Origin of the sequence: Anaerorhabdus sp. (assembly GCF_036637135.1) — a bacterium.
Lineage (GTDB): Bacteria > Bacillota_I > Bacilli_A > Erysipelotrichales > Erysipelotrichaceae > Anaerorhabdus.
The window spans coordinates 1-17,425 of sequence record NZ_JAVWNC010000047.1; the positions used below are offsets into that span (position 1 = coordinate 1).

The 17,425-nt window shown below is 32.0% G+C and carries 18 protein-coding genes; 6 read left to right on the forward strand and 12 right to left on the reverse strand.

Going from position 1 to position 17,425, the window contains the following annotated elements; translation table 11 throughout:
* Positions 1–58: 58 nt before the first annotated feature.
* The 12 genes from RR643_RS08735 to RR643_RS08790 form a co-directional block, all read right to left on the reverse strand.
* A complete protein-coding gene (locus RR643_RS08735; RefSeq protein ID WP_332482981.1) occupies positions 59–1,012 on the reverse strand; it encodes a bifunctional 4-hydroxy-2-oxoglutarate aldolase/2-dehydro-3-deoxy-phosphogluconate aldolase in 954 nt (317 codons plus the stop codon).
* A gap of 8 nt (positions 1,013–1,020) precedes the next feature.
* Positions 1,021–1,815: a gluconate 5-dehydrogenase gene (locus RR643_RS08740; protein WP_332482982.1), complete on the reverse strand. Its 795-nt coding sequence runs from the start codon at positions 1,813–1,815 to the stop codon at positions 1,021–1,023.
* Between the two features lie 11 nt (positions 1,816–1,826).
* On the reverse strand, positions 1,827–3,311 hold the full coding sequence (locus tag RR643_RS08745; protein WP_332482983.1) for a UxaA family hydrolase: 1,485 nt from the start codon (positions 3,309–3,311) through the stop codon (positions 1,827–1,829).
* Positions 3,304–4,785, reverse strand: a complete 1,482-nt coding sequence (locus RR643_RS08750) for a tagaturonate reductase (RefSeq protein WP_332470157.1) — start codon at positions 4,783–4,785, stop codon at positions 3,304–3,306. Before RR643_RS08750 ends, RR643_RS08745 begins: the two co-directional genes overlap by 8 nt.
* A gap of 88 nt (positions 4,786–4,873) precedes the next feature.
* The gene (locus RR643_RS08755; protein WP_332482984.1) at positions 4,874–5,731 is read right to left on the reverse strand and encodes a nucleotidyl transferase AbiEii/AbiGii toxin family protein; all 858 of its coding nucleotides are present in this window, start codon (positions 5,729–5,731) and stop codon (positions 4,874–4,876) included.
* Positions 5,732–6,322 (reverse strand): type IV toxin-antitoxin system AbiEi family antitoxin domain-containing protein, encoded by a 591-nt coding sequence (locus RR643_RS08760; protein WP_332482985.1) that lies wholly within the window; start codon positions 6,320–6,322, stop codon positions 5,732–5,734.
* A 216-nt stretch (positions 6,323–6,538) separates the two neighbouring features.
* Entirely contained in the window at positions 6,539–7,423 is an 885-nt protein-coding gene (locus tag RR643_RS08765) for a class II fructose-bisphosphate aldolase (RefSeq protein WP_332482986.1), read from the reverse strand.
* A gap of 24 nt (positions 7,424–7,447) precedes the next feature.
* On the reverse strand, positions 7,448–8,539 hold the full coding sequence (locus RR643_RS08770) for a PTS fructose transporter subunit IIC (protein ID WP_332482987.1): 1,092 nt from the start codon (positions 8,537–8,539) through the stop codon (positions 7,448–7,450).
* 22 nt (positions 8,540–8,561) lie between these two features.
* Positions 8,562–8,876 carry a PTS fructose transporter subunit IIB gene (locus tag RR643_RS08775; protein ID WP_332470077.1) on the reverse strand — a complete coding sequence of 105 codons (315 nt, stop codon included), beginning with the start codon at positions 8,874–8,876 and terminating at the stop codon, positions 8,562–8,564.
* A gap of 114 nt (positions 8,877–8,990) precedes the next feature.
* Entirely contained in the window at positions 8,991–9,443 is a 453-nt protein-coding gene (locus RR643_RS08780) for a PTS sugar transporter subunit IIA (RefSeq protein ID WP_332470078.1), read from the reverse strand.
* 16 nt (positions 9,444–9,459) lie between these two features.
* Positions 9,460–11,433, reverse strand: coding sequence for a BglG family transcription antiterminator (locus RR643_RS08785; RefSeq protein WP_332470079.1), 1,974 nt, complete (start codon positions 11,431–11,433; stop codon positions 9,460–9,462).
* Between the two features lie 214 nt (positions 11,434–11,647).
* Entirely contained in the window at positions 11,648–12,400 is a 753-nt protein-coding gene (locus tag RR643_RS08790; protein ID WP_332470080.1) for a DeoR/GlpR family DNA-binding transcription regulator, read from the reverse strand.
* A gap of 69 nt (positions 12,401–12,469) precedes the next feature.
* Between RR643_RS08790 and RR643_RS08795 the strand changes: the two genes are divergently transcribed.
* The 6 genes from RR643_RS08795 (at position 12,470) to RR643_RS08820 (ending at position 17,379) form a co-directional block, all read left to right on the forward strand.
* Entirely contained in the window at positions 12,470–13,525 is a 1,056-nt protein-coding gene (locus RR643_RS08795) for a transaldolase family protein (protein ID WP_332482988.1), read from the forward strand.
* On the forward strand, positions 13,526–14,677 hold the full coding sequence (locus RR643_RS08800) for an iron-containing alcohol dehydrogenase (RefSeq protein WP_332482989.1): 1,152 nt from the start codon (positions 13,526–13,528) through the stop codon (positions 14,675–14,677).
* Between the two features lie 107 nt (positions 14,678–14,784).
* A complete protein-coding gene (locus RR643_RS08805; RefSeq protein WP_332470083.1) occupies positions 14,785–15,393 on the forward strand; it encodes an NERD domain-containing protein in 609 nt (202 codons plus the stop codon).
* Between the two features lie 3 nt (positions 15,394–15,396).
* Positions 15,397–16,275 carry an aldo/keto reductase gene (locus RR643_RS08810; RefSeq protein ID WP_332482990.1) on the forward strand — a complete coding sequence of 293 codons (879 nt, stop codon included), beginning with the start codon at positions 15,397–15,399 and terminating at the stop codon, positions 16,273–16,275.
* Entirely contained in the window at positions 16,272–16,466 is a 195-nt protein-coding gene (locus RR643_RS08815; RefSeq protein WP_332470085.1) for a hypothetical protein, read from the forward strand. The genes RR643_RS08810 and RR643_RS08815 overlap by 4 nt, the downstream gene beginning before the upstream one ends.
* A gap of 1 nt (position 16,467) precedes the next feature.
* The gene (locus tag RR643_RS08820; protein WP_332470086.1) at positions 16,468–17,379 is read left to right on the forward strand and encodes an AEC family transporter; all 912 of its coding nucleotides are present in this window, start codon (positions 16,468–16,470) and stop codon (positions 17,377–17,379) included.
* Positions 17,380–17,425 lie beyond the last annotated feature (46 nt).

Sequence of the window (17,425 nt, forward strand, 5' to 3'; positions counted from 1 at the left end):
TTTCCTTCTGTTGAAAGACGTAACATGATTTCTCCCATTGTTATGATTTTCATAAATATTATCTCCTAACTAAATGGACTTTGAATCCATTTATCTCTTCTTTAATATAAATAAATTTCAATTCTCCAGCTTCATCAAATTCCGCTGTTGTTTCATCAAATACAAATCCTTTAGCTTCAAAATAGTGTCTTGCTCTTTCTACGTTATAAGCACCAATTGCTAAATGTCCGTGAGTCCCTACACCATTGTTCATTACTTCAATAGATTCACTTCCAAAATATCCTTTTGTTGTTTCTCTCACATTTCCTCCAAATAAAGTCGCAAATTGAGTTGCTACTTCTTTTGAAGTTGTTGGATTTGCATTAACTGCAACGTGTTGTAACTTCAACCCTAACATTGATTTAACAGCTTCTTCCGTCAAAGTCTTAATTTTCTCAAAGTCTTTTTCTTTAATTGCTTTTGCATCAATCATCCAAGTTCCACCGCACGCAACAATCTTTTCATATTGCATATAGTCTTTGATATTATCCGCATTGATTCCGCCTGTTGGCATAAAGTTTACTTTTGTATAAGGCGCTGCCAAAGCCTTTATCATTTTTAATCCACCTAATTGTTCAGCTGGAAAGAATTTTACAGTTGTAAGTCCTAGCTCCAATGCGCTTTCAATATCACTTGCACATGAACATCCTGGTAATACTGGAATGTTTTTTTCTTGGCAATACATGACAATGTTTGGATTTAATCCCGGTGCTACGACAAACTTTGCACCCGCTTCAATCGCATCATCTACTTGTTGCTTTGTTAATACCGTTCCTGCACCTACTAACATCTGAGGACATTCTGTTGTGATGATTTTCATCGCATCTTTTGCAAGTTCAGTTCTAAACGTAATCTCTGCAACAGGTAAGCCACCTTCGCATAATGCTTTTGCTAAAGGTAATGCATCATTTAAATCATCAATTTTTATTACTGGTACCAACCCTATTTTCTTTATTTCTTTTAGTATTGTCATTTGATTACCTACTTAGGTTGTTTCCCTAGATAAGCTAGAATTCCACCATCTACATACAACACATGTCCATTTACAAAGTCAGAAGCTTCTGAAGCTAAGAACACAGTAGGTCCAACCAAATCTTCAGCTTCTCCCCAACGTTCTGCAGGAGTCTTTGATAGAATAAATTGATCAAATGGATGACGACTTCCATCTGCTTGTCTTTCTCTTAATGGGTTTGTCATTGGTGTTGCAATATATCCTGGCCCGATACCATTACATTGAATATTGTATTCACCATATTCTGATGCAATGTTACGCGTCAACATCTTAAGTCCACCTTTTGCGGCTGCATATGCACTAACAGTTTCTCTACCTAATTCAGACATCATTGAACAAACATTAATAATTTTTCCACTGCGACGTTCCATCATTCCTGGAAGTACAGCTTTTGATACGATAAATGGTGCAGTTAAATCTACATCTATTACTTTTCTAAAATCATCACTTGCCATTTCATGCATTGATACACGTTTAATAATTCCTGCATTGTTCACAAGGATATCTACTTTGCCAAATTCTTTTTCAATTTCCTTAATCATTTCAATTACTTTTTCTTCGTTTGTCACATCACATACATAACCTTTTGCTTCTATGCCTTTTTTCTTGTATTCCACAATGCCTTTATCTACTGTTTCTTGATTAATATCGTTAAAAACAACTTTTGCCCCTGCTTCGCCTAATCCTTTTGCTAATGCAAATCCAATTCCACTTGATGCTCCTGTCACTAATGCTACTTTACCTTCTAAACTAAACTTATTCATTTTCTTTCCTCCTAAAGGGTTACACCTTTTTTGAATATAGCCATATCGCGATAACCATCTGCTTCTGATTTTATTTTTTCACCATTCGCAACTTTGATTACCTTTTCAAACAAATCAATTCCACATTCGCTCAATGTTTTTTCTTTTAATGAAACACCTGTATCAAAATCAATCCAGTTATTTTTCTTTTTAAAAAGTGGTGTATTACTTGAAATCTTAATTGTAGGTACAGGACATGCAAATGGTGTTCCTCTACCTGTAGTAAATAATACAATTTGTGCCCCCGCTGCTGCCAAAGCTGTTGATGCAACTAAATCATTCCCCGGCGATTCTAACAAGTTCAATCCACATTGATTTACTTTGTCACCATAACGTAATACATCGACAACTGTTGCTGTTCCTGATTTTTGCGTGCACCCCAATGACTTATCTTCTAACGTTGTAATTCCACCAGCTTTATTTCCTGGAGATGGATTCTCATATACTGGTGAATTATTTTGCACAAAATACTCTTTAAATCCATTTATTAATGCTACTAATTTTTCAAATGTTGGTTTGTCTTTACAACGATTCATTAAACTTTGTTCAGCACCAAACATTTCTGGTACCTCTGTAAGAATTGTTGAACCCCCTTGTTTCACTAATAAATCCGAAAATATTCCAACTGTTGGATTTGCTGTTATACCGGATAACCCATCAGATCCTCCACACTTTAAACCTACAATTAGTTTTGATAAAGGTTGTTCTGTTCGCTGACTTTGCTTTGCACTTTCAACTAATTCCTTTAGAATGCACAATCCTGTTTCAATTTCATCTTCTACATTTTGGCAGATCATTGTCCTCATTTTATTTCTATCTTTTTCATCTACAAATTGAAGAATTTCTGCCACTCCGCTATTTTCGCAACCTAACCCTACAAGTAACACATATGCAGCATTGGGATGTGACGCAATATCCGCTAATATTTTCCTTGTGTTATCTTGATCATCGCCCACTTGCGAACAACCGTAAGGATGATTATATGCTACTATCGCATCAATATTATCCGTTAATAATGTTTGAGCTTTTGTTTCTATTTCTTTTACAATTCCATTGACACATCCAACAGTAGGTAATATCCAAATTTCATTTCTTATCCCTACTTTTCCACTACTTCTAATGTATCCTTTAAATGTTTTTGTTTCTTTTTTATCTTGCGTATTCAACATTGGATTATAGAAGTATTCTTCATGCTCATTCAATGCAGTTTTACAATTGTGTGTATGGACCCACTCACCTTTTTGTATAGTCTTTGTTGCAACACCAATCACTTCACCATACTTTATAATTTTTTCATTCTCTTCTATTGTTTGACACGCAACCTTGTGACCAAATGATACATCTTGTAATACTTTTATTGAATGCGTATCTACATCAATTAACTCATTCTTTTTTATATTTTCTAGTATTACGATTACATTATCAGCATCATTAATTTTTATGAATTTTTTATCCATAAAGATGTTCCTCTTTAATACACTGTGCTATACCCTTAATTTTTATATCTGTAATATACTTACTTATTTTCATAATACTTTCTTCTTTTAACTCAACATCGCTAAATAAATTCGTTTTATTGAAAAAACGTTGAACTAATTCTAGATTATCTACATCTTTATTTTCATAGAAGAAATTCAAAATATCTTCATCATCTTGAATTCTATATTCATGCTCATTTCTTATTCCTACTAAGTATCCCATTTCTTTTCTTATACCTTGATAAAAACACAATAGCGCAGCTAATGAAAAGGTTAAGTTACTTGGTAGTTCATGATTCATTTCAATATAGCGTTTAACACTTGGATAACATCTAGCTTTCCACTTCGATACTGAATTCAAAGATATAGACAATAATTCATGACGTATGAATGGATTCTTAAATCTGCTTTCTACTTGATTCGCAAAATTCAACAGATCTTCTTTTGGTAAATCTAGTGTTGGAATAATTTCTTCATAAATTGTCTTATTCATAAAACCAAAAGTAACTGGATCATTCATTGATTCTAAAACTGTATCATTCCCTGATAAAAAACTCGCAAGAGAAAAAGAAGTATGTGCTCCATTTAATATTCTTACTTTTCTTTGTTTATAAGGTTTGTGATTATCAGTAAATATGACACTCATACCTTTTTTATTCTCTAATGCTTTATCTAATGGAAATTCATCATTGATTGGTTTGTCACTTTCAATTACCCATAGTGCGAATGGTTCTGCAGTGACCATCAACTCATCTTGTACACCCTCTTGTTCCCAAATTTCTTCAATTTCATTTTTTGGATATCCAGTTACTATTCTATCTACCAATGTATTCGCAAAAATACACGATTCTTTTACCCAATCTTTAAATTCTGATTTTAGATTCCATCTATCCATTGTTTCATAGACACACTTCTTAAGCTCATCGCCATTATTATCTATCAGTTCCACGGGCAACATAATCAATCCTTTTGTAGAATCATAATTAAATGTTTCTGCACGTTCATAAAGAAATTGTGTTAGTTTAGCTGGATAACTTTTTGCAGGTTTATCTTCAAATTTATCTGTTTCATCGCATTTAATTCCTGCTTCAGTTGTATTTGAGACAATGTATTTTACTGTTTCTATTCTGGCAAGTGAAAGATATGCCTCGTAATCGGTTGTACAATCACAAATTGAATCTACACTTGTAATCATTCTCTTTTCCACATACTCTTCATTATCTACTAATCCTCTTAATAGAACTGAATATTGGCATTCCTGTTTTGTAAATAAATCTATATTTCCATAAGATATTGGTTTAACAATCGCAATTGAACCATCAAATACATTTTCTTCATTCGCAATATCAACCATATAGTCAACAAAGGCACGAAGAAAGTTTCCTTCCCCAAATTGCACGATTTTTACTGGTCTTTTCTTTGCATGAGTATAACACCTATTCATTATTTCCATAGTAAAACCCTCCTACAGTATGAATTATAGGATTATAACCGCATTTATGCCTATCTACATGAGTACTTTAAAACCGGTAATTTTGTGTTTATTTACGACTTAAATACTCTTTACAACTAGCACATAGATGATAAAGGAAATCAAACATATGATTCATATTAATATCTTTCGCCCTTATTTGTATATTACAGTACTCACCCCAGAATAATTTGAACTGTTCTGAATTTTGAATCTTTTCAATATTTTCTATCGATTTATAAATTGTATCTACAGTTCCTCTTGATTTGGATACTTTGATAATTGTTTCAAAAAGTAACTCTTTATTGTATTCATAACCTATTTTCTCAATCATATATAAATCAAAATAATCTCTCATTCGTCCGTTATATTCACCTCTGCTTAGAACTGTTTCAAGTTTTTCTGCAATTATATTTTCTATAGCATATGATTTTACATTTATATATTCTTCACTAAAGTTTGACTTAATTGGATATTCTATTGCATCTGGATAAACTAGTGTTCCATTTGTGACATCTAGTTTCAAATCAAAAGTAACGGTATCATAAATTGCCTTGAGTGATATTTGATAACTTGAACTTGCGTTCTCTTTAATATTTTTTTTAATTCTTTGTATAGTAAAGAATATCGGGATTCCAATGTTTATTTCATTAACTTCATTCATTATAGTTGTTATCTCATCTATACTATAATCAATTGATTTCCAAGTAAGATCAATATCTCTTGTTGATCTAGTATCAACTCCTATTATGCTACTCATAATAAACCCACCCTTAAAAATAAAGTTTTCTCTATACTTTGATTTTGATATTTTCTTTGCAAAACATTCTAGCAAGAATATTTGTTGCAATTCATGTGGGGTAACGCCTAATTGTGTTGATTTTCTTTTAATATACTGTTTCCATGAATCAACATTTTTAAATTCCATTTATCTTTCTTGAATAACTCGAAGGTAAGATTTTAACTTTTTTTCAATGCCCATGATTTTAGCGTATTTAATTGCTCTTGTTAGATTCTTCTTATTATTATCTGCATAATAAAGTATTGCTTGGCTAAAGATTTGACTTTCTATTCTATTTTCATTTTTAATTACATCACAGATCGTTTTATCAATGTTATAAACCCTAATAACATTACCAAAAGGACTAACTATTTCTTCAATACCTAGCGAATAAATTTCATTTTTTGAATAGTATGCTTTAAATTGTTTATTTGATTTCATATTATATCCGGTAGGGACTGTTACAGAATACTTCGAGAATGCCACATCAGTTAAACTATGAAGGTATAGTGCTGTCTCATTGGAAAAAATAAAAGAAGGATGCCTTCGTTGTATTTCAAAATAATCTTCTGGTGCTGTGCCTTCTAAACTATAAGATCCTACTCCCCACCTAATTATCAAACCTTTATCTACAGCTTGCTTCAGTGTGGAACGCGAAAAGCCCTCACCTATAACATCTTGTGCGCTAAATACTTTCTTTTTCTTTGCATAGTCTATTAAGTTATTTATCTTACTCATAATTACCTCGTTGTATATATTTACTTAAATTATAACAACTTAAGTCTTTTTATACAAATTTACATTTAACTTTTTTCATTAATATTTGTAATTATCGAATTATATCCTCCTCAATCAATACTATGCATTATTTAATGAATCCCTAGTTCTTATCTTACCCGCAAATGAAAAAAGCACTACATTAATTTGATAAACATTAATGCGTGCCTTTATTTACTATTCGTGACCTACTACTTTTGTTTCTCCAAAGAAGTATCTGTTATCAGAACCAATAACTTTGATATAACTCTTAACGAATTCTTTCATAGCTTGCTCAGCTGTTATACATAATTCTAAGTAATCAGCTTTAGGATTTTCTTCTACTTTTTTGAACATTGCTTCTTGAGCAACATTGAATGCATCTGTACAAACATTGATTTTGTTGATACCGCAAGCAACTGCTTTACGAATATTTTCTTCACCAGAACCTGAACCACCATGTAATACTAATGGCATATCTAATGTTTTCTTAAGAAGTGCAAGTCTTTCGAAATCTAGTGTTGGTACAAATCCTTTTGGATAGTTACCATGTGCTGTTCCAACAGCAACTGCTAATGCGTCGACTCCAGTTTCTTCTACAAATTTCTTAGCTTGTTGAGGATCTGTATATAAATCACCTTTGTCGTTATCACCTTCAGCTGCTTGTCCTACATGTCCAAGTTCTGCTTCAACACAAATATTATGTGGATGAGCTAACTTAACAATAGTAGAAGTTCTTTTAACATTTTCTTCATATGGAAGAGATGATGCGTCTATCATAACGCTTGAGAAACCATTTTGTATGCAGTCAATAATGAAATCTAAATCTTGACCGTGGTCATGATTAAGAGCCACTGGTACTCTTGCTTCTTCAGCAAGTTTTTTAATTAACGGAACCATAACATTAGCATGTGCATGCTTTCTCATTTGTCCCATACCAATATTTACAATAATTGGTGAGCGCATTTCTTCAGCTGCAGTAATAACCGCACGAGCCATTTCCATATTAATGCTATTTACTGCCATTACAGCGTAATTATTTTTATGAGCATCTTGTAAGATGTCTGTCATTGATACATACATATTTTATTCCTCTTTCTATTACAACTAGATATTAATATCTAAGTCTACAATTTCTTCTTCGATTTCAGCGCCTTCAATTGAAGGTTTTTTAATTAATGAATATACAACTCCTGTTGCAATTGAACCAACTACTAACGCAACAACTGCCCATAAAGGATTAGTCATCATAGGGAATACGAATACTCCACCATGACCTGCCATAGATTCAACGCCCATTGCTACCGCGATACCACCTGCTAATGCAGAACCAATCATTGATGCTGGAATGAAACGTGCTGGATCTGCTGCTGCGAATGGAAGAACACCTTCAGTAATGAAGCATAATCCCATTGGGAATGCTGTTTTAGCTGTTTCTTTTTCTACATTAGAGAATTTTTTAGGAGTAATTAGTGTTGAAATAAATACACCTACTGGAGGAGTCATACCACCAATAATCTTAGCTGACATTGGTCCATAGATTCCATCTGCTCCTAATGCGTTTGCTGCCATTGATGCTGTTTTATTAACTGGACCACCCATGTCAAATCCCATACCTGCTCCAATTACTGCTCCGATAATAAATTTAGAACCACCATTTAAACTCATGATCCATTGTTGTAATGCTGTCATTGCAATTGAGAATGGTGTATTAATTACAACGAAGTAAATAATTCCACACACTAATGTTGCGATTACTGGAATGATCATAACTGGCATTAAACCAACCATCCACTTTGGAAGCTTCCAAGTTTTCATCCAGTTAATGAAGTAACCAATAACGAATGCCATAACAAGTCCACCTAAGAAACCTGCTTTACCTGTATTAGCTGCGAAACCAATAATGAAACCTGGAACAATACCTGGACGTTCAGCGATTGAGTATGCAACCCCTGCTGTCATAACTGCAACCGCAAATCCCATTGCTTGAGAAGATAACCAGTTAATTGCCCAGAAGAAATGATCTGGATTTAATAGATTTAAAGCTGAGAAGATTGTTGCTCCTGCTTCTGGTCCCATATTACCGATATCATAGTTATATGCTTTTGCGATAGCTCCTAGGATTCCTCCAACAACTACCATTGGAATCATATAAGAGATACCCGTCATCATATGTTTTTTAAGATTTAAATTTTTCATAATAACTTACCCCTTTTCTTTTTTATTTGTTTTCTAATTTTTTTTCAATTGTTGCAATTAAGCTTTTTGGATTTTTCATTGCCACATGGATAGGAATATCAACTACTGGTTTTCCTTCGAATCGATCCATGCCCCCAACTGCGATATCGTGTGCAACGATAACAACATCTGCTTCACTAATTTCTTCTGGAGTTAATTTGTTTTGTGCCCCAATTGTTCCTTGTGTTTCAATTTTGCATTGGTGTCCCGCTTCAACCGCTGCATTTTGAATTTTTTCAGCAACTATGTAAGTGTGAGCAATTCCTGCTGTACATGCTGTAATACCTACTATTTTCATTCTTTCACCTCAACTTTCTTTCTTTTTGTTAGCTAAGCTTGATAATAAATTAACATGATTCTGTTCTTTGATTCTAATAACATAGGGAACTATAAACCGGTAATTTTTAGTTAATTAGTCACAAAGAAGATTTACTAATTCATCTTTTGTTGTTACTTTTTGTAGTTTTTCAACTCTTGTATCGTTTCCTAACTTCCCAGCCAATTCAGCTAATAACATCATGTGATTCTTTGCAAAATCATTATCATTACTTACACAAAATAAGAAGAAAAGATTTACAGGTTCTTCATCATAACTTTCCCATTCAACTTCATGTTTAGTTCTACCAATAGCGATACCAATCTTGTTAACCGCATCACTTTTACCATGAGGAATAGCAATATGATTACCCATTCCTGTCACACCTTCTGCTTCACGAACATAAATATCTTTTACAAATTGATCAATATCAGAGATGTAATTTTCTTTTAATAATTTTCCACTTAGTTCTTTTAGGATTTCATCCTTAGTTGTACCTTTTAAATCTAAATCAATAATGTTTTCATTTAAAATTTCTTTTAGTGCCATATATTTTCTCCTCTATCTATTTGACTAAAAATTTGTAAAATTCAACTGGTGAATCAAAGCTTCTTAAAACATTGACTTCTTTATCTGTATTCACCAGGTTAATGTATTGCTTATAAAACAATTGTGTTCTTTTTATTTCGTATTCATTTGTCATCTTTACAACAAGTAGGAAGATAACATCAACTTGTTCTGTATCCCACATGATAGGTTCCTTTAATGTTGCTATCACAATCTTAGCTTCATTAATTTCATTTTGATCTCCATGTGGTATAGCAACCATGTTTCCTATTGATGTAGGTGTTGCGTATTCACGGTCCATGACTGTTTGATAATATTTTTTCGTAACAAATCCTTTTTTAACTAAATTGTCACACAAGAACTTCAATAACTTTGATTTATCATTGATATCTAAATGTGTATAAATTAATTCTGGATCAAACAAAGAATGGCAGATCAAATCAAATTTCCCGACGATTAGATTTTGATCTCGTTTTAAATTGTCTATCGCATATCTAATTTTTTTAATTGAACTATCCGATAATAATTCATCGATTTCAACTACACGATTGTCTTTGTTTAAAATTAATTGTGTTGTGATAATTAAATCTGTATTCCTATAATTTTCTATTTTAAAATCATGTACACTTACTACTTTAATTGCTGATATTTGTACAAATGCTCGTTTGATTTTATCGCACAACATTTGATTAACTCCCATTGATGTTCTTGTAACAAGAACAATCTCTACAGGCTTTTCATTTCTCTCTAGTGCTGATTGAATGTATAACGTGATATAGCTTAATTCATCTTCAGTTACTCTCAAATCAAAATGTTCTTCAAATAATACTGATATTAACCACGATACTCTAAACGCGTGTTTAAATTCGTTTTTTATATATCCTTTTAAAGTATTTGTTTGACTTCTTTCATACCGCAATCTAAAGATTGCAGGTTTTATATGCATTAGTAATCCATGGAATAAAACATCATCATGTGTTAGATCTCGATTCAATACTTCAGATACAACCTTAATAATTTTTCTAACAAAATCTTGTAGCGTTTCATCATACCTTCGTATGATATCTTCTGCAGCGACATTGTATCCTGGATCAATCATCTTTGAACAAAGTATAGGTATTGATAAGAATCCAATTTCATAAGCATTGATTTTAGAATTAAATTCTATTTCTGCTTTTTTAAGAATGGCTTCAGCAAAACTATACTCATTATAAGCTTGCAACATTCTTAACTCGTTTATTGGTATTTCCACATGGAACTTATCATTCACATTGGGTCGCGTTATACTCATACATAAAAATGAATAAATTTCATTAAATGATTCTTCCGCAAATTCAATACCCCATTCTTTTTCTGTAACAAGTATGCACTTCTTTACTTTTTCTAAATCAAGTCCTGGCATGAAATATCTAAGACGATCATCAATTGATTCATCTGATGTTAGCTTGATTAAAAAATGTTTTAAAGCTATACGATATTGTGACTCATTGCATTTTAATTCAAAGCCTTTGTTTCTAACAATCTTAAGTTGAATGTCGAATAAATTTAGCCAATCCTTACAATCATTTATAATCTTCAAAGTTGTTGGTATGCTTAGAAACATTTCTTCTGAAAGTTTATTTGTCGTCAACCGATTATTCTTTGAAAATGAAAGTATATATTTCAACGCCGTAAACATTCTAGATTGATCACTGTGTAAATGTTCAAATGAATTTCGATTTATTAGAAGCCTTTGAATTTGAAGTTTTTGCTCATCAGTTGCATCGAGCCAAATACCGATTCTCCTCTTTTTACAAATAATACCTAACTTATTTTCTGTAAGTATATTATTTATACTCTCGATTTTTGTCCGGATTGTTTTTTCTGATAAGCCTACTTCTTCCGCTAATTGTTCAGTTGTAACCATATCAGCAGATTCGATTAAGCTCTTCAATATCACTTGAGTGTAATACATAGATTTCTTATCGTTCATAGGTATATCATTTCCTTTCAAGTGTAGAATACCATTACTGTACATTAGGTATCATAAATTAATTGTAAGATATAAACGGTAATTTTTTATGTATTAAATAAATTAATTTTTTTGTTGCATCAAAACATTATCAAGTTACTCAATACATTATCATTTTTGTATTGACAATCCAACTTTTTATAGTAGATTAAGATTAAGTAATAAAAAAGACGTATTACTCATAAAAGAGATTTACGCCTACTTTGTTACATTGATTTATAAATTTATCATTTGGTTTTTGATCTAGAACTACTCCCGATATGTTTTCTAAATCTGCAAAATGATAAAATCCTTTGTTTAAAAGTTTCGAATGATCCGCAAGGATGTATACCTTTTCAGAGCATTGAATCATATGTTCTTTGATTTTACCCTCTTCGATATCGGTATTTGTTAATCCTTCATTCGATAAACCTACAGTTGCGATAAACGCTATATTACAATGATAACTGTTATCTGTTATATCGATGGCAAAGCTAAGCGTATCCGCCTTCAATAACCCGCCTAAACAGATGCATTTAAGATTTTGTAGTTTAGCCACCATATTCACTACCAATAAACTATGTGTTATGACCGTTACATTCTTATGATGGTTTAAGTAAGGTACGATTTGGCAAGCTGTAGTACCAGAATCAATAAAAATGACACTGTTATTTTCAACAAGTCTAGCGGCTATTTGAGCAACATATTTTTTCTCTTTTAGATTTAGCATTTCACGATTCTCTATCGCTTGAACGCTATTTAAAAGAGATTTATCTTTGTACACAACGCCACCATAGACTTTATCTATCCTGTCATTATCTTCAAGTATTTTTAAATCTCTACGCAAAGTTTGAAGTGAGATATTAAACTCATTGCACAATTCTTCATTACTCACTGTACCTATTAGTTTGATATAATCTTCTAATTTTTGTAATCTAGTTATTTTCATAAGTATCACCTCTATCATTATACCAACTTTACCAATAAATATTTAGTTATTTTAGAAAAGAGGAAAACAATGAATAAATTATATGAAACAACAAGTAAATATCCAATGACAGAGATATGGAATGACTCTTGCTCTGTCAGCGAATTAAAATATTGTATTGAAAATGGAGGTGTTGGTGCAACAACTAATCCTGTAATTGTTTTGAATGTCTTAAAGAAAGAATTACCTCATTGGGAAGAGCAAATCAAGGAATTGATTATCAATAATCCTTTTGCAACAGAGGATGAAATTGCCTGGGATATGATAAAGATATTAGGTAAAACCGCAAGTAAAGAATTACTTCCAATCTTTCAAAAAACAGATGGTAAACAAGGACGTATTTCTTTCCAAACAAATGCAAAATATTACAGAAGCAAAGACTACATGTTAAATCATGCTATTGAATTAGCAAGTAGTGTAGAAAATAGTCAAATCAAAGCACCTACATCAAAAGCAGGTGTTGAAGCTTTTGAAGAAATGACTTATCAAGGTATCAGTATCAATGCAACTGTATCATTCACTGTTGCACAGGCTATTGCGGTTGCAGAAGCTGTAGAACGTGGATTAAATCGCCGAATAAAAGAAGGTCTTCCTGTCGAAAATATGAATCCTGTATGCACCATCATGGCAGGTCGTGTAGATGATTATCTCAAGAAACATTGTAAGGAAGCGGGTATACTTGTAGAACCTGAAATTCTTGAATGGGCTGGTGTTGCTGTTGTTAAAAATGCTTATCAAATTTACCAAGCTAAAGGATATCGTACAACACTGCTTGTCGCTGCATATCGCAATCCTTATCACTGGAATCAATTCATCGGGGGTAAAATTGTATTAACAATACCTTATGATTGGCAACTAAAATACAATACATCTAACTATGAAATTAGTGCAACTATGGATACCGAAGTCAATAAGGATTACTTAGAAAAACTTCAACAACTTGATGAATTCAACAAAGCTTACCTTCCAAATGGATTGAAACCTGAAGAGTTTGAACACTATGGTGCATTCATAGATACCATGAATCAATTCTTAAGTGGATATGATGATTTATGTAAACTTATTCGTAAGTATATGGTGATTTAAATGAGCAATCAATTCTTAATGCCATCAAAAGTATATCTTGGTAAAAATGCCTTGATCGATTGCTTTAACACGATTCAAATACCAGGAAAAAAAGCACTTTTAGTAACAGATGAATCCATGGTTAAGTTTGGTTATGTTAATACATTGATCAAATTATTAGAAATAAAAAATACTAGTTACGAAATCTTTGATCAAGTAAACTTTGAACCTACTGATAATTGTGTTATGAAAGGTTTAGAACTTTATCAATCAACACAATGTGATTTCTTAATTGGGTTGGGCGGAGGTTCACCCCTTGATGCAATGAAAGCTATCGCAATGATTGCCTCATCCGATAAACCACTAACTGATTATACAAGTTCTTCATTTGAACAAACCCGTCCCAGTATGATTGCCATACCAACAACTGCAGGAACAGGATCAGAAACAACACAATTCACAATTATTACCGATACAAAACGTGATATAAAAATGCTGCTTAAAGGTTCAAAAGTATTACCTGACATTGCTATCATTGATCCTTCATTCACTTTATCAGCGCCTAGCAAAGTTACCGCATCAACTGGTATTGATGCATTATGTCACGCTGTTGAAGCTTATACATCCAAGAAAGCTCAACCCTTATCATCTCTTTATGCACTTGATGCAATTAAGAAAATATTTGTAAGCTTACCTCTTTGCTTTAGTGAACCTTCAAATATTGATGCTAGAGAACAAATGTCTATCGCTGCTTTTGAAGCTGGATGTGCATTCAACAATGCATCCGTCACATTAATACATGGTATGTCTAGACCTATAGGAGCAAACTTTCATATTCCTCATGGTCTTAGCAATGCAGTCCTAATGTATTCATGCCTAAAGTATGTCGAAAATGAAGCACAAGATAAATTCGCAACAATAGCTAGAGAAATCAACTGTACTACATCCCTAAATGATAGGGAAGCCTGTATGGATTTCTTCAATGCATTGAATAATTTACTTAAAACACTATGTATACCTGATTTAAAAGATATAATCGATGATAAAGATCAATTCAAATCACTGATTGATAAGATGTCCAAAGATGCTTATGACAGTGGTAGTCCATCTAATTCATTACGTAATATTACTGTTGAAGATATTCAAACAATCTACACCGATTTAATCAATTAGCTCTGTTTACACAGAGCTTTTATAATCTAATAATTACCGTTTTAATTTGACACTGTTCATTTATTCCATCTTATTTTATCCTTTATACTATTATTGAGGTGAATACTATGGATTGGATGATTTTTACAGGATTTTGTGGTGTTTTATTTGCTATTTTTCTATATAAATCGATTGCTGTCTACAAAATATACAACAACACTTTTTATGAAGATTTATATTCAAATTTTCTAGAATTCTATATCAAATTCAAATACAAAAAGAACTTGAGTCAAAGTTCATGGTTAAAACAAGAATTAGGAACTCATCGTATCCTATTCAATAGTTACCTAAATGAGGACAAGAAAATTCAATATTCATTTGTAACTATTTTCAGTTCCTATGGCATCCAGATTTTCTGTATCAATAATATTCACGGAAATATTTCAGGTTCTATGAATGATGCTTATTGGAAGAACGATAAATCAACATCATCTACAAGATTTCTAAACCCAACTAAAGCTTGTGATACTCACAAGAAATACATTGAAGATCTTGTTATTGGCAATATGCCAATCACTACTTTTATTTTATTTCCAAATGATTCAAATGTAAGTAAGATTAAAAGTAATTATTCTACATGTTTATACAAAGAATTCATTCAACTTATTAAGAATAGTAATGCATCTATTAGTAATGAAGTCATACTTTCAGAATTTCAAAAATGCATAGGGAGATAAAACATGAAATCATTTAAACTCTACAATGGAGTTGATATCCCTTGTATCGGTTATGGTACTTATAGAACACCTAACACTGATGAAGGATACCAAGTAATTAAAGAAGCTATTGAAGCAGGATATCGTCATATAGATACAGCACAAGGTTATAATAACGAACATTTAATTGGTCGCGCAATAAAAGAAAGTGGATTGCCTCGTAGTGATTTCTTTATCACAACAAAGATTGCGAATGTAAATCAAGGCTATCAACAAACTCTCGATTCATTCAATGAATCGTTAAGTAAATTAGAATCTGATTATGTAGATTTACTACTAATTCATTGGCCTATTCCAGTTGGACATGACGATGATTGGCAGCTATTAAATATTGAAACATGGAAAGCAATGGAAGAACTTTATAACAATAAAAAGGTTAGAGCCATTGGTGTTAGTAATTTTTTAATTCATCATCTTAACAATTTGATAGAAAATACCAATATACTCCCAATGGTTAACCAACTCGAATTTCATATGAAATATCAACAGCGTGAAATTGTAGACTATTGTCAAAACAAAGATATCCTTGTTGAAAGTTGGGGTCCATTAATGAGAGGTGCATCTTCTGGAAATCAAATACTTGAACTTATTGGTAAGAATCATAAAAAAGATGTTGGACAAGTATCCATTCGTTATTGTTTACAAAAAAAGATACTACCCCTTCCCAAGACTACCAACAAAATGCGTATGATTACAAATCAACAAGTATTTGATTTTGATTTAGATGCTGGAGAATTATCAATCATGGATTCATGCAACACAACGAATTGCTATGTTTTCCATCCTGATAGAAATAATGAATGGCAAGAAACTATAAACAAGATGAATGAGGTAATTCAATGACATACATAAAATTTATATTATTAGTCGTTGGATTAGTTGTCGTTATGATAGCTCGTTCTACATATACTAAAAGAATTAACTCTTGCCAGTCAAAGTGTGCTCTTGCATATAACCAAAAAGAAAAAATAATATCCTATTTAGGTTACGCTTTATTAGGAGCTGCAGCTTTACTCGCTGCATTTAATATTTAATATGAATGAAATATTCACTAAATCTATCACTTACCTCTTACTCATTGTAGGAGGTTATTGTTTAAAAAAAGCAAATGTTCTACAAAGCAAAGATTTTCATGTGTTATCTACTATTAGTATTAATCTTACATTACCCTGTGTACTTATATCTATATTTGAAAGTTTTTATATTTCTCTTGATTGGATTTACTGTATCCTACTCGGTTTAGTAATCAATATCATTTTGATTGCTGCAGGTTACTTCTTTACAAGAAATCGTTCAAGAAGTACACAAGCACTTTTTATGTTAAATAGTTCTAGTTTCAATATCGGAGGATTCGTTCTCCCTTTCTTTAATGGCATCTATCCTGCAACATCCATTTTTTATGCAAGTATGTTTGATGTTGGTAATGCTATCATGTGTACAGGACTAACTTACGCTTGCGCCGCATCACGATTAGATACATCATCAAAATTTCAATTTAAAGATTTCTTCAAACGTATCTTCTCCTCAGTCCCTTTTGTCACTTACATGGTGATGATTTCTTTAACACTACTTAATATACATTTACCAAGAGAAGTTTATCAGGTAACCGGAATTATAGGTAACGCCAATATCGTACTTGTTATGATTATGTTAGGTCTAATGGTAGAACTAAAAATTGATAGAGATGATTTTAAAGACGTCATCTTACACAGCGTGATTCGTTATAGTATTTTAATTGTTTGTGCCTTCCTTATTTATTATTTCTTTCCAGCACCACTTATTGGTAAACAAATACTTATACTTTCAACATTTGCACCTATATCTAGTATCATGCCAGCTTTCTCAGCTAAACTAAATTGTAAGACTTCTGTTTACGCAACGATCAATTCATTATCTATGCCAATTAGTATTATCATACTATCTACATTGATGACTCTTTGGCGCTAAGAATCTCGAAAGAGATTCTTTTATTAACAAGAAAATTGATTTGTTA